The organism is Tenacibaculum sp. MAR_2009_124 (assembly GCF_900105455.1).
In the GTDB taxonomy this organism is placed as follows: domain Bacteria; phylum Bacteroidota; class Bacteroidia; order Flavobacteriales; family Flavobacteriaceae; genus Polaribacter.
This window is the reverse complement of sequence record NZ_FNSF01000002.1, coordinates 66,262-80,587: the sequence shown is the minus strand read 5'-3', so window position 1 is coordinate 80,587 and position 14,326 is coordinate 66,262. Positions and strand designations below refer to the sequence as shown.

The window sequence follows — 14,326 nt, the reverse complement described above, 5'->3', positions numbered from 1 at the left end:
TTTGCTATGAGTAGTACATCCAAAGCAAATACACTTCTCTATAAAACTTTCAGTCTTCTATCGGTAGTTAGAGGATATAATATATTAATATTAATAGCAGCCCAATACTTAGCTGCTATTTTTATTTTCTCAGGAAAAAAATCTTTAAAGCATGTTCTGTTAGATTTTCATTTACTATACTTAGTACTTGCCACTACTTGCGTAATCGCAGCAGGTTATATTATCAATAACTTCTATGATGTAAAGGCAGATAGAATTAATCGTCCTATAAAAGCAGGACTTGATTCTTTTGTAAAACAAGAGACCAAATTATCTCTCTATTTTGTTTTTAATTTTGTGGGGTTTTGCTTCGGATGGTTAGTTTCTTGGAGAGCTGCTCTTTTTTTTTCTTGCTATATTTTTGGAATTTGGTTTTACTCTCACAAACTAAAGAAACATGCTATTATGGGGCTTATTTCAGTTACTACTTTAACCATTCTACCGTTCTTTGCTATTCTAGTCCACTTCAAAAACTTTTCTAAGGTAATTTTTGTACACGCTTGCTTCTTGTTCTTAGTTATCATGGTTAGAGAAATAATTAAAGATGTAGAAAACATTAAAGGAGCTATAGCTAATAATTACAATACATTTCCAGTAAAATATGGAGAAAAAAAAGCAAAACAAGTAATTATATTTCTGTTAGTATTAACCCTTTTACCCATATCAGTCTTATTCAATTACCCCGCTATCACCTATATGAAGTATTACTTCTATTTCGCTGCCTTCATTCTGGTCTTTGTCGGTTTTTACGCATATAAGGCTACAGAGAAAAATCAATATAGACTACTACATAACATATTGAAGTTATTATTGTTAATAGGTGTTTTTAGCTTATTGTTTATAGATAAAACGCTGATTTTAGATAAAGTAATTCACGTTTTAGATTAATTTTCAAATATTTAGTGTATTTTTGCACCCGTTTTTAAAACATAGATATGAATTCAAAAAACTCGTCGAGAGGACGACAGGCTGGAGGAAACAGCAATCCTCATAACAAACCTCAATTCAAGAAGAATTTCAAAAAAAGTAAGCCAAATAATACCAAACCTCAACAAGAGGAAAAATCAGGTATTAGACTAAACAAATATATAGCCAATGCTGGTGTTTGTTCAAGGAGAGAGGCTGATACTTTCATAGAGCATGGTAGTGTAACTATTAATAGTAATTTGGTTACAGAAATGGGCTATAGAGTTCAACCTGGTGATGAAGTACGATTTGATGGAACACTTCTATCAATGGAAAAGAAACGATACATTCTATTGAACAAACCTAAGAACTACATTACTACTATGGAAGATGACCGTGGTAGAAAAACAGTTATGGAATTAATTGCGAACGCTACTTCTGAACGCATATATCCAGTTGGAAGACTTGACAGAAACACAACAGGACTACTTTTATTCACCAATGACGGAGAGTTAGCTAAAAAATTAACTCACCCGAAACACAATGTGAGAAAGCTATACCAAGCAACTCTAGATAGAAAGCTGACTTTAGCTGATTTAGAAAAATTAAGAGGTGATGTTGTCATAGAAGGAAGAAAAGTATTTATTGATGCCGTTTCTTATGTAGAAGGTGGGAAGAAAAATGAAGTAGGAATCGAAATTCACTCAGGACGAAATAGAATTGTTCGTAAAATATTTGAACATTTCGGATATAATGTTACCAAACTTGACCGTGTAATATTTGCCGGACTTACGAAAAAAAACCTGCCTCGTGGTAGATGGAGAGAACTCACCAATTTAGAGTTGAATAATTTACATATGATATAAAAAAACGACACTATCCTAAAAAGTGTGTAAGTTCAAAATATCAGGGTTAGGTTATTTATAGCCTAATCCTTTTTTCAAATATAGCTAAAAATTGATTTAGAATTATGCCCCAATTTCTAATGGGCATTGTCCACTTTTTAGTACTTTCTCTTAAAGCTAAATATACCGATTTGATAACAGCGTCATCTGTCGGGAAAGAGAGTTTGTTTTTAGTGTATTTGCGTATTTTCCCATTAAGATTTTCAATAAGATTTGTGGTGTAAATAATAGTTCTTATTTCAATTGGAAAATCGAAGAAAACAGTGAGTTCATCCCAGTTGTTTTCCCAACTTTTAATAGCATACGAATATTTAGCTTCCCATTTATTTTTAAAATCTTTTAAAGCAGCCTTTGCGGCTTCTTTAGTTGGAGCTGTATAGATTTGCTTCATATCTTTAGTAAACTCTTTTTTATCTTTCCAAACCACGTATCTACAAGAGTTTCTAATCTGATGTACTACACATATTTGTGTGGTAGAATTAGGAAACACTGTCTTTATAGTATCTGTAAATCCGTTTAAATTATCGGTTGCAGTAATCAGTATATCTTGCGTTCCTCTGGCCTTAATATCAGTCAAAACACTCATCCAAAAAGCAGCTGATTCATTTTTACCTAACCACAAACCTAGTACTTCCTTTTTACCGTCGGATCTAAGGCCTACAGCTATGTATATAGTTTTGTTAATAACCTTAGAGTTCTCTCTAACCTTGAAAACAATTCCATCCATCCAAACGATTAAATAAGTAGCTTCTAAAGGTCTATTTTTCCATGCTACAATGTCATTAGTAATGCTATCTGTGATTCTTGAAATCGTTGAAGTAGAGATGTTAAAGTCATATAGCTCTCGGATTTGCTCCTCTATATCAGAAGCACTCATTCCCTTAGCATACAAAGAGATGATAAGATTTTCAACACCATCTGTAGTACTTTCTCTTTTCTTTACCAACATAGGATTAAAAGATCCTTCACGGTCTCTTGGGACTTCTATTTCTGTTTCTCCTAAAGTTGTTTTTAACTTCTTCTTTGAATAGCCATTTCGAGAATTAGAGTTAGTGCTCTTTTGATGTTTCTCGTAATCTAAATGAGCTGATAACTCTCCTTCTAAAATCTTTTCAACTCCTCGTTTGTGAAGTTGTTCTATAAAGCTAGTTAACTCTGAGCCATCTTTAAATTGTTTTAGAAATTCGCCGTTTAATAAATCTTCTGGTTTCATAAATGTGTAAAAATTAAAGTTAATGAATAAAAAAATCTCGGGGTTGAATTCAACCCCGAGATTTTAAAACTTACACAGTTTATGAAATACTGCCAAAAAAACCGAGCTTAGCTCGGTTTTTTTTATCATTAGACTATCCTTTCTTCTTATGATCATCCCTTACTTCCTCATCACGATATTTACAACATGGATGTAAATTGTCATAAGCCTCCTTGCTTGCTTTTACATCCTTCGTATCATGTCCAACATCAGCAACAACCGCTTTAATCGATTTTAAATCCGTTTTTCTTTCATCAAAAATCAAACTAAGGTCATGGGTATTTACATTCCAAACCGCATACTTCACTCCTTTCGTTGATAGAGCCGCCTTTTCAATTCTTTTTTTACACATCATACAAACACCATCAACTTTAACAACTGCCTTTGCATTCTTTTTTTTCTTTTGAGCAGAAACAGATGTTCCTGCTATCATTAATAAAACTATTAAAACTATTTTCTTCATAATTAATTTAATTTAAATCTTAAACCTGCGTAATAATTGCTTCCAAAAATTGGAGCATAAACTATTGTTGTATCAAAATTATCCATAAAAGGATTATCACTACCTAATATTGGATTCTTTTGACGAACATCTGTAATATTTTCAGCACCAACATAAACCTCAAAACTCCCTGAAAACACCTTAGTAATTTGAGCATTAAGTGTACTGTATGATTGAGAGTACTGATCTAAACCTCTATCAAGAAGAGATTCTTGATTCCCTGGCAATCGTTGCCCCCCCAACCAATTGTAAGTCGTATCGAATTTCCATTTTGCTCCACTCTTTTTTAATGGTGTTTCGTAAGATAAACTCGTAAAAAAACGATCACGAGCCAACAGAGGCTTTGACAATCTTCCGGAGTTATAATCTGTAGTTACATCGTTTAATCGATATGCTAATCGAATATTGAAATAGGAAATCAAATTTTGATTTACTTCAATTTGTAGGCTTTGAGCTTGACTTTCTCCTTTTAAATTGTAAAATGAAATAGCATTAGAATCCTCCCAATCAACAACAACTTTATTTTGAAAAGTAGTTTGATAATAATCAACACTGACACTCCCTTTTCGATTGAACAATTTATATCCTTGTAAAAATGAAATACCATAATTCCATGCAACCTCAGGATTTAAACCATACACCTTTCCTCCTTCACTTTGAACGTTAATTGTTCTTGACGAAGCAAATAACTGTTGATTTTCAGCAAAAATATTCGCACTCCTAATTCCTCTACCAAAAGACGTTCTAAACACACCTTTAGCCCAGGGAGTATATCGAATATGAACTCTTGGTGTTAAAAAAGTTCCTAGTAAATTATGTGTATCTAATCGAAGCCCAGCGGTAAAACTAAAACTATCATTATCATCATAAGCATATTCAAAGAAAACTCCAAACCCTTCTTCTCTTCTATTAAACTCTTCATTAATTACGAACTCTGAATAATTATCATACAAAAAGCTTACTCCAGTTTTAAACTTATGCCTTGTATCTCCTATTACAGAACTAAACAATCCATTTCCATAAAAGCTTTTATGATTAATAGTATAATCTCTTAATCCAAAAAAAGACTTTTGATTATGATCGGAGTAAGCTAACTGAAAGCTTACCTTTTGAAAGGGTAATTCAGGAAAAACATACCCCAATTTAGTTGATAAATCGAACCTTGACGTTTTAATTTCACTCCCCCAAACTTCAGAACTTCCTCTATCTTTCTTGAAATTAAAATCAAGCTCTCCCATTTGTTTTCGATCATTCAAATATCTTAAGTTCACAAAACTTACCCAACCTTTTCTTGGATCTGTATATTGCCATCTATTCATGATATTTATTTGATCTGCCAGAGGATTATCTAAAAAGCCATCGTTGTTTCTATCAAAAACCTGTCCTCTATGATTTCCATGAATATAGATCCCTGTTTGCCACTTATCCGAAACTTTTTGATTGACATGAGTATTCAACTCTAGCCTACCTCCTAGTGCTCCATAAAAGTTAACAAAAAGTTTATCATCACTATATGGTTTTACCAATTCTGCGTTAATTTGGCCAGAAATACTCTCAAACCCATTAACAACACTTCCTGCTCCTTTGGTAATTTGAATACTTTCAACCCAAGTCCCTGGGGTAAATGTTAAACCAAAGGCTTGAGACGCTCCTCGTATAGATGGAATATTCTCTTGAGTAATCAAAAGATAAGGGCTTTTCAAACCCAACATTTGAATTTGCTTTGCTCCTGTCAGCGCATCTGAAAAATTCACATCAATTGAAGGGTTTGTTTCAAAACTTTCAGATAAATTGCAACATGCTGCTTTTAATAGCTCAGCGCTTCCAACATTCATAACATTCTGCGCTTCAAAAAAAGATCGACGAGTTGATTCTTTTTCTATACTAAGCTCTACTTCTTTTAAAACACTTTCTTCTCTTAAAACATGTTTTAAATAATCGTTTTTATTTATTAATAATGTATCAGTTCTGAATCCAACAAAACTAATCACTAATTTCTTATATTCTTTTTTATAAGGTACTGCAAACCTTCCTTTTTCATCGGTAAAAACACCTATTGTTGTTCCTAACCAATACACCGAAGCTCCTTGAACTGACTCTTCAATTCCAGAATCATTGATATGTAAAATTCTTCCTTTAAGGGGGTTTTGAGAAAAAGACACTACACTTATAAACAGCACAATAGTGCTGATTATATTTTTCATATGTTTCTATTTTATCAATTTATGTATTCTAAACCTAATGTTCAAAATCTACATCATATGATAAATACTTCGTAAAGTAATTGAATATTTCGTGTAATTCGTGGCGGTATATACCTCCTCCTTAATACCTTGTTGTAATGAAAAGTAGTACAAACATAAAGAAGTTTATTTTTATTTAAAACAGCAACATTCTTTTCTTTACTAAATAAACTTTTATCTGCCGTTTCTTTATTCACCTCATGTTGGCCTTCTAAATAAGTAATCTCATTCTTACAGCAAGAGTCTTCTTCTATTGTCATGGAAGAGTCGGCACAATCGTCATCAGGATCATCTTCACAAGCTCCCACATCGCCAAGAAAAGAAATATTAACTAAAGAATCTCCACAAAAATGTTTCTCTACGGTAAATGAAACCGTAGAAAGTATTAGCAAAATTGCTAAAAAAATGGATGATATTTTTTGAAATAAAATTCTCATTATAGGAAACTAAAATAACAATAAATATTTTCTTAATACATTTCTTCAAAGTATTTTTGCAGTGTTGTTATCAACTATTACTTTGAACCTTAAATTATGAATAAATTAGCAGAAATGAAAACACAAATTGAAAAAATTTGTATTTCTCCAATTCCCAAAGAAGATAAACTTCAACAAATTTGCGATTACCTTGCTTCTCAAATCTCTTATTATGACTGGGTTGGTTTTTACTTTAGAAATGGAGACAAAGAAGAGTTAAAATTAGCTCAATATAATGGCGAACCTACTGAGCACACAATTATTCCTTTTGGTAAAGGAATTTGCGGGCAGGTTGCTGTTAGTAACAAGAACTTTATAGTACAAGATGTGAGTGAACAAGACAATTATATTTCATGTGGTTGGAAGGTTAAGTCAGAAATTGTAATTCCTATTTTCGTCAATGGAGAGAATATTGGTCAAATCGACATTGATTCACATACAAAAAACACTTTTTCAAGGTCAGACGAAGAATTATTGGAGTTTGTTTGCGACAAAGTAAGCAATTTTGCATAAAATACGCTTAAACACTTGATTATTAAAGTTTTTTTTACTTTATTTGATAAAATATTTATTAACAACTTTATTAACATTTAATTCCCTTAGATTATGAGTAGTAAAGAATTCCCCACTTACACTGCTTTGAGTGAAAATAATGCTCAACGCAAAGCTCAACAATCGTTAATAGAGAAATTTACTACATGGTTTAGAAATTTTCTAGAAAATGCCGAGTGAAAACTAATTCTCACTTTATGATTGTTAAAAACGCTGTTTGAAAATATTTTATTTTGACAGCGTTTTTTAATTAAAAAAGTTAAAATCTTCTATTGTGAAACCCTCACGCTTTTAGTACTTTTGCTCGTTTAACAACACAACAAAAATGAGCAACACAAAAACTATCAAATCAGCACTAATTTCTGTATTTCACAAGGACGGATTAGAGCCTATAGTAAAAAAACTAAATGAATTAAATGTTACTATTTATTCAACTGGTGGTACTGAGAAGTTTATTAAAGATTTAGGCATTAATGTAGTGCCCGTTGAAGATGTTACTTCTTATCCATCAATTTTAGGAGGGAGAGTAAAAACTTTGCATCCGAAAGTTTTTGGAGGTATTTTAAACAGACAAGAGCATGAAGGTGATGTTGCAGAAATGCAAGAGTATAATATCCCTCAACTTGATTTGGTAATTGTAGACCTATACCCTTTTGAAAAAACTGTTGCTTCTGGAGCTTCTGAGCAAGATATTATTGAGAAAATTGATATCGGAGGAATTTCTTTAATTAGAGCTGCTGCTAAGAATTTTAAAGATACTGTTATCGTTTCTTCAATGGAACAGTACGATGATTTCTTATCAATCATTGATAAAAATAATGGTGAAACTAGTATTTCAGAAAGAAAAAAATACGCAGCTAAGGCTTTCAATATTTCTTCTCATTATGATACTTCTATTTTCAACTATTTCAATGAAGATGAAGTTGTATACAAAGCAAGTGAAAATTCTTCAAAAACATTACGTTATGGAGAAAACCCTCATCAAAAAGGATATTTCTTTGGTGATCTAGATGCCATATTTGACAAACTTCACGGTAAAGAATTAAGTTATAACAATTTGTTAGATGTTGATGCTGCCGTAAATTTAATGAATGAATTTAAAGGAGAAGCTCCTACTTTCGCTATTTTAAAACACAACAATGCCTGTGGTTTTGCTCAACGTAATACCATGCATCAAGCATATATAGATGCTTTAGCTGGAGATCCTGTGTCTGCTTTTGGAGGTGTTTTAATCGCTAATAACACAATTGACAAAGCTACTGCAGAAGAAATTCATAAATTATTCTGTGAAGTGGTTATTGCTCCGTCATACAATGATGACGCCTTAGAAATTTTAAAAGGAAAGAAAAATAGAGTTATCTTAATTCAAAAAGACGTAGCTCTTCCTGAACAAACGGTAAGAACTGCCTTAAACGGAGTATTGGTTCAAGACAAAGACAATAAAACTGATGTTTTAGAGGATTTAACATATGCTACCAACAATAAACCCTCTGAAAAAGAGTTAGAAGATTTATTGTTTGCTTCGAAAATTTGTAAGCACACAAAATCAAACACAATTGTTTTAGCTAAAAACAAGCAATTATGTGCAAGTGGTACAGGGCAAACTAGTAGAGTTGATGCATTAAGACAAGCAATTGAAAAAGCGAAAAATTTTAATTTCGATTTATCTGGTTCAGTAATGGCTAGTGATGCTTTTTTCCCTTTTCCAGACTGTGTTGAAATAGCTGATAATGCAGGAATAAAAAGTGTTATTCAACCGGGAGGATCAATTAAGGATCAATTAAGTATTGATTACTGTAATGAAAATAACGTTGCAATGGTATTCACCGGAACAAGACATTTCAAACATTAATTATTTTTGATGTAAAAACAATGCATATTTTTTATAGATTTGTGAAAACGCATCAATAATTTAGATAAAAGACAAACAATTTATGGGGTTTTTCGACTTTATGACCGAAGATATTGCAGTTGATTTAGGTACTGCAAACACACTAATAATCCATAATGGCAAAGTAGTTATTGACAGCCCTTCCATAGTTGCGAGGAACAGACTGTCTGGTAAAATTATTGCCACAGGTCATGAAGCCAATAGAATGCAGGGAAAAACTCATGAAAACATAAAAACTATTCGACCGTTAAAAGATGGAGTTATTGCTGACTTCCAAGCTTCGGAAGAAATGATAAAAGAGTTTGTCAAAAAAATTCCTGCAATTAAAAAGAAGTTATTTCCTCCTTCATTAAGAATGGTTATTTGTATTCCTTCGGGCATTACCGAAGTTGAAAAGCGAGCGGTTATTGATTCTGCACGCCACATGAATGCTAAGGAAATTTATTTAATATATGAGCCAATGGCAGCGGCAATTGGTGTTGGTATTGATATCATGGAACCAAAAGGTAATATGATTATTGATATAGGTGGTGGTACTACCGAAATTGCTGTAATTGCTCTTGCTGGAATCGTTTGTGATCAATCGGTAAAAGTTGCAGGAGATTTATTTACAAGTGACATCATGTACTACATGCGAACACAGCACAATTTATATGTAGGAGAAACTACCGCTGAAAAAATAAAAATTCAGATTGGTTCTGCCACAGAAGATCTTGACACTCCTCCTGAAGACATGATGGTTCAAGGTCGAGATTTATTAAGTGGAAAACCAAAACAGGTTCAGGTTTCATATAGAGAAATTGCAAAAGCTCTTGATAAATCTATTTTGAGAATTGAAGATGCTGTAATGGAAACCTTATCAAAAACTCCACCAGAATTAGCGGCAGACATATACAATACTGGTATTTATTTAGCCGGTGGAGGATCAATGTTAAGAGGTTTAGATAAGCGTTTGTCTCGTAAAACAGATTTACCTGTTTATGTAGCAGAAGATCCTTTAAGAGCAGTTGTTCGTGGAACTGGAATTGCTTTAAAGAATTTAGAAAAATACAAATCAGTATTAATCAAATAAATGTGATGATTATTTATGCAACAGCTTATTTATTTCTTACAGAAGTATAAATATTTCTTGTATTTCCTTTTTTTAGAAATCGCAGCTGTTGCATTAATCATCAATAACCACTCTTTCCATAAAAGTAAGTTTATCAACTCCGCAAATGTAATTTCAGGAGATCTTCTAGATAGAGCGAATAACATAAGTCAATATCTTCAGTTAAAAACTGAAAATGACATATTACTTCAAGAAAACACTATTTTAAAAAACAAACTTGAACAACTTTATACCGCCATCGATACATCTCAATTAAAAACCGTTATCGATAGTATTCAATATAAGCAAAAGTATCAATATATAAGCGGTAAGATAATTGACAATAATTACCATACCCCTTATAATTTTATTACAATTAATAGAGGTAAAAACGAGAATGTTTCTCATGAAATGGCTGTAGTTAATAGCAAAGGCATTATTGGTATTACAGAGAATGTTTCTGGAAATTATGCTCGCGTTCAATCTATTTTAAATAAAAACAGTAAAATTAATGCTCGGTTAAAAAACAGTCGCCATTTTGGCACATTAGAATGGAATGGTGAAAATATCCATATTGTTCAACTTTCAGACATCCCTAGACAAACTGTTTTAACCATTGGGGATACTATTATAACAGGAGGAAAATCTTCCATTTTCCCTGAAGGACTTCCAATTGGAACTGTAGAGAGCATTCCTGAAAAAATTTCCGCTATTAATACTATTGAAATTAAACTTTTTAATGACATGACGAATATTGGAAGTGTGAACATCATCACTAATTTTCATAAAACAGAAATTAATGAACTAAACAAACAAAATGAATAAAACGATACAACTTATATTATTATTCTTGTTCTTTATTCTTTTACAAGTTTTGGTTCTTAATAATATCTTATTGTTCGGATATATAAATCCGTATTTATACATTTCTTTTATTTTTATTTTTCCATTGAGCCAAAAACGAATTCCTTTTTTAACAGTTTCTTTCTTTCTTGGCTTATGTATTGATATGTTTTCAAACTCTGGAGGAATTCATGCCTTTGCCACTTTATTTATAGCTTACATAAGGTTATTCTTAGTTAGAGCTATTTTTAAGAAAACCGAATCTGATTATTTATTATTCAATTTACGTCTTGAAACATTTGATAAGGTATTTAATTATGTAGCAATTTTAACAGTTTTGCACCACTTTATATTATTTAGCTTTATTAACTTTAGTTTCAATAATTTTTCAAGTGTTATAATTAATACACTACTTTCAACGTTATTCACTTTAATATTATATTTTTTAGGAAGTTTTATTTTTAGAAAAAAGCTATCATGAAACGAAGTTTTTTATTGGTCTTTCTAATTGCTTTAGTTGCTATTATTTATATAGTAAGGTTATTTCAGCTACAAATTATTCATAGCAAAAAGCAAAACCCAACCCTTAGCTCAACAGTTAAGGTTGAATACGACTACCCCGAACGAGGATATGTTTATGATAGAAACGGAAAGTTATTAGTTGCAAATCAACTTTCTTATGATGTTATGGTTATTCCTAAAGAGGTACAATCAATAGACACATTAGAATTTTGCTCACTTCTCAAAATAACAAAAGAAAACTTTATAAAACGATTTAAAAAAGCCGAACGATATGCAAGATGGCTTCCTTCCGTATTCTTAAAACAACTCTCAAAAGAAGATTTTGCCTTTCTACAAGAAAAACTATCCAAATTTGAAGGGTTTTATGTTCAAAAACGTATTATTAGAAATTACCCTATTAAATCGGCTGCAAATGTATTGGGCTTTATTGGTGAGGTTAACGAACAAAAAGCAAGATCTAGTAGTTATTATGAACAAGGAGAATTAATTGGTAAGCTCGGTATAGAAAAGCAATACGAAGAAGTTTTAAGAGGCATAAAAGGGAAACGATATTTCAAAAGAAACAATCTAAATGAAATAACAGGTTCTTACAATAATGGCGAACTGGATACGCTAGCAGTATCTGGACAAGACTTAACACTCACCATTGATAGTGAATTGCAACAATATGGTGAGCAACTTATGAAAGGAAAAAGAGGAGGAATCGTAGCTATTGAACCTAAAACAGGTGAGATTTTAGCTCTAATTACCGCTCCTTCTTATGACCCCAATTTGTTAGTCGGAAGGAAACGCTCAAAAAACTCCACCCTCCTTTTTTACGACTCAATAAACCAACCTACTTTTGACAGAGGTTTACAGGCTATGTACGCCCCAGGGTCGCCATTTAAAATAATAAATGGCTTAATTGGTTTACAAGAAGGCGTTATTGATGAAAATTTTTCAGTCCGCTGCTATCATGGATACCGATATGGTAAAAGGACAAATGAGTTCATGGGATGTCACTGTGGAATAACTGGATACCCTATCCGTTTAAAAACAGCTATTGCTAAGTCATGTAATAGTTATTTCGCTACTACATATCGCAGAATTATTGACAAAGCTGAAAATACAAAAATCGGACTAGAAAACTGGAGCAGACATACCAAAAGTTTTGGGCTTGGAAACTATCTTGGCTACGATTTACCTACTGGCCAAAAAGGAAGAATTCCTGACTCCACGTACTATAACAGGCAATATACTTTTAGATGGGGAGCAACAACCACCATTTCAAACGCCATCGGTCAAGGAGAAGTAGAAACAACCCCTATGCAATTGGCAAACATGACAGCTGCTATTGCTAATAGAGGCCATTTTTATCGACCTCATGTTGTAAAAAAAATAGACAATCGTACTATTATTAATAAAACTTACGTACAAAAAGTAAAAACAACTATTGACCCTCAACATTTCAATATCGCCATTGAAGCCATGCACGATGTGTTCACTAAAGGAACTGCGAGAAGTAGTAAAGTGAAAGGAATTGAGATTTGTGGAAAAACAGGGACGGTGGAGAACTTTGTAAGAATTGACGGTAAACGTAGGCAATTAGAGGACCATTCTATTTTAGTCGCTTTTGCACCAAAAGACAATCCCCAAATAGCCTTAGCGGTTTATATTGAAAATGGTGGTTATGGATCTACTATTGCAGCTCCAATTACTAGTCTTCTTATTGAAAAATATTTAAAAGGTAAAATAGAAAGAAAATACCTCGAAAACAGAATGCTAGACTTGAACCTACAACAAGAATACGATAAATTAATTCCTAAAATAGCTACCATTGCGTCAGGAGAGAAATAACATATTTGCTGGAATAGACTGGATTACCATATTTCTGTACCTTATATTGGTAATTTTTGGATGGATAAATATTTATGCTGCCTCTTCTAACGAAAGTAATCGTGAAGTTTTCGACTTTTCAACGAGGTATGGAAAACAGTTAATCTGGATAGGACTAAGTATCCCTATTATCATTTTTGTTTTGTTTTTCAATTCTAAATTCTATGAAAAATTTTCCAGTATATTATATATTCTTTCCTTGGTGCTATTGGCAGGAGTACTTGTTTTAGGTAAAAAAATTAACGGAGCTACGTCATGGTATAGCTTTGGTGGAGTAGGTTTGCAACCTTCAGAATTTGCCAAAGCTTTTACTGCCTTAGCTCTTGCTAAATTAATGAGTGATAGACAATACAACTTAAGTCTTCTTAAAAATCAAATAAAAGCATTCGTGGTCATTTTTTCACCAGCTTTTCTCATTGCCTTGCAACCCGATATGGGATCTGTACTTATTTACTTTTCCTTTTTCTTTGTTCTTAACCGCGAAGGTCTAACACTGGCATATTTTATTCTAGGAGCTTTATCTATATTATTGTTTTTACTCACCATATCTTTTGGTATTACCTGGGTTTTAGTAACTTCTATAACCGTTATATCTCTATATATAATATATGCCGCTTACAGGAATAAAAGATTTCTTCGTTTTAATCTTTTGAAAATAATTAGCGCATATATTATCACAAGTGTTTTTATTGTTGGCATAGGATATACCTACAATAACATTCTTGAACAACATCAAAAAGATCGTTTCGATATTTTATTGGGTAAAATTAAAGACAATAGAGGCATTGGCTATAACACTTATCAAGCTCAACTAACGATTAGCTCTGGAGGGTTTAGTGGAAAAGGCTTCCTGAAAGGAGATAGAACACAAGGTAATTTTGTACCAGAACAGGATACTGATTATATATATAGTACAGTCAGCGAAGAATGGGGATTCTTAGGTAGTTCAGCCGTTATCATTCTATTTACATTATTGCTTTTCAGAATTATTTATCTAGCCGAAACACATACCAATAAATTTGGAAGAATTTATGGCTATGGTACAGCTTCGATACTATTTTTTCATGTTATTGTAAACATTGGAATGGTTATCGGTATTTTACCAACTATTGGCATCCCACTTCCTTTCTTTAGCTATGGGGGTTCTTCTTTATGGGGATTTACCTTACTGTTGTTTATTTTTATAAGACTTGATGCTCATAAATCCTATGACTGGTAATCCTGAATAGG

At 32.3% G+C, this 14,326-nt stretch carries 13 protein-coding genes; 9 read left to right on the top strand and 4 right to left on the bottom strand.

All coding sequences use genetic code 11. The features are described 5' to 3' along the window. The first annotated feature begins 6 nt into the window (after positions 1-6). Positions 7-927 (top strand): geranylgeranylglycerol-phosphate geranylgeranyltransferase, encoded by a 921-nt coding sequence (locus tag BLW23_RS06880; protein ID WP_093668529.1) that lies wholly within the window; start codon positions 7-9, stop codon positions 925-927. Between the two features lie 47 nt (positions 928-974). Continuing rightward, the gene (locus tag BLW23_RS06875) at positions 975-1,811 is read left to right on the top strand and encodes a pseudouridine synthase (protein WP_093668528.1); all 837 of its coding nucleotides are present in this window, start codon (positions 975-977) and stop codon (positions 1,809-1,811) included. A gap of 55 nt (positions 1,812-1,866) precedes the next feature. Here BLW23_RS06875 and BLW23_RS06870 read toward each other — a convergent pair whose 3' ends face one another. The 4 genes from BLW23_RS06870 to BLW23_RS06855 all read right to left on the bottom strand — a co-directional run bounded on the left by BLW23_RS06870 (position 1,867) and on the right by BLW23_RS06855 (position 6,284). Further along, positions 1,867-3,063, bottom strand: a complete 1,197-nt coding sequence (locus tag BLW23_RS06870; RefSeq protein WP_093667472.1) for an IS256 family transposase — start codon at positions 3,061-3,063, stop codon at positions 1,867-1,869. A 133-nt stretch (positions 3,064-3,196) separates the two neighbouring features. Further along, the gene (locus BLW23_RS06865) at positions 3,197-3,565 is read right to left on the bottom strand and encodes a heavy-metal-associated domain-containing protein (RefSeq protein ID WP_093668527.1); all 369 of its coding nucleotides are present in this window, start codon (positions 3,563-3,565) and stop codon (positions 3,197-3,199) included. A gap of 2 nt (positions 3,566-3,567) precedes the next feature. Next, positions 3,568-5,808, bottom strand: a complete 2,241-nt coding sequence (locus BLW23_RS06860; RefSeq protein ID WP_093668526.1) for a TonB-dependent receptor — start codon at positions 5,806-5,808, stop codon at positions 3,568-3,570. Positions 5,809-5,861: 53 nt separating this feature from the next. Then, a complete protein-coding gene (locus BLW23_RS06855; protein WP_093668525.1) occupies positions 5,862-6,284 on the bottom strand; it encodes an HYC_CC_PP family protein in 423 nt (140 codons plus the stop codon). Positions 6,285-6,380: 96 nt separating this feature from the next. On the opposite strand from BLW23_RS06855, the gene BLW23_RS06850 reads away from it, so the two are divergent. The 7 genes from BLW23_RS06850 to rodA all read left to right on the top strand — a co-directional run bounded on the left by BLW23_RS06850 (position 6,381) and on the right by rodA (position 14,315). Beyond that, complete coding sequence (locus tag BLW23_RS06850) at positions 6,381-6,836, top strand: GAF domain-containing protein (RefSeq protein ID WP_093668524.1); 456 nt, start codon at positions 6,381-6,383, stop codon at positions 6,834-6,836. 364 nt (positions 6,837-7,200) lie between these two features. Beyond that, positions 7,201-8,727, top strand: a complete 1,527-nt coding sequence (purH, locus tag BLW23_RS06845) for a bifunctional phosphoribosylaminoimidazolecarboxamide formyltransferase/IMP cyclohydrolase (RefSeq protein ID WP_093668523.1) — start codon at positions 7,201-7,203, stop codon at positions 8,725-8,727. Positions 8,728-8,809: 82 nt separating this feature from the next. Continuing rightward, the gene (locus BLW23_RS06840) at positions 8,810-9,838 is read left to right on the top strand and encodes a rod shape-determining protein (RefSeq protein WP_093668522.1); all 1,029 of its coding nucleotides are present in this window, start codon (positions 8,810-8,812) and stop codon (positions 9,836-9,838) included. 15 nt (positions 9,839-9,853) lie between these two features. Then, positions 9,854-10,681 (top strand): rod shape-determining protein MreC, encoded by an 828-nt coding sequence (gene mreC / locus BLW23_RS06835; protein WP_093668521.1) that lies wholly within the window; start codon positions 9,854-9,856, stop codon positions 10,679-10,681. Continuing rightward, positions 10,674-11,180 carry a rod shape-determining protein MreD gene (gene mreD, locus BLW23_RS06830; RefSeq protein ID WP_093668520.1) on the top strand — a complete coding sequence of 169 codons (507 nt, stop codon included), beginning with the start codon at positions 10,674-10,676 and terminating at the stop codon, positions 11,178-11,180. The genes mreC and mreD overlap by 8 nt, the downstream gene beginning before the upstream one ends. Continuing rightward, positions 11,177-13,057 carry a penicillin-binding protein 2 gene (gene mrdA, locus BLW23_RS06825; RefSeq protein ID WP_093668519.1) on the top strand — a complete coding sequence of 627 codons (1,881 nt, stop codon included), beginning with the start codon at positions 11,177-11,179 and terminating at the stop codon, positions 13,055-13,057. The genes mreD and mrdA overlap by 4 nt, the downstream gene beginning before the upstream one ends. Next, positions 13,038-14,315, top strand: a complete 1,278-nt coding sequence (rodA, locus tag BLW23_RS06820; RefSeq protein WP_093668518.1) for a rod shape-determining protein RodA — start codon at positions 13,038-13,040, stop codon at positions 14,313-14,315. The genes mrdA and rodA overlap by 20 nt, the downstream gene beginning before the upstream one ends. Positions 14,316-14,326: the final 11 nt, after the last annotated feature.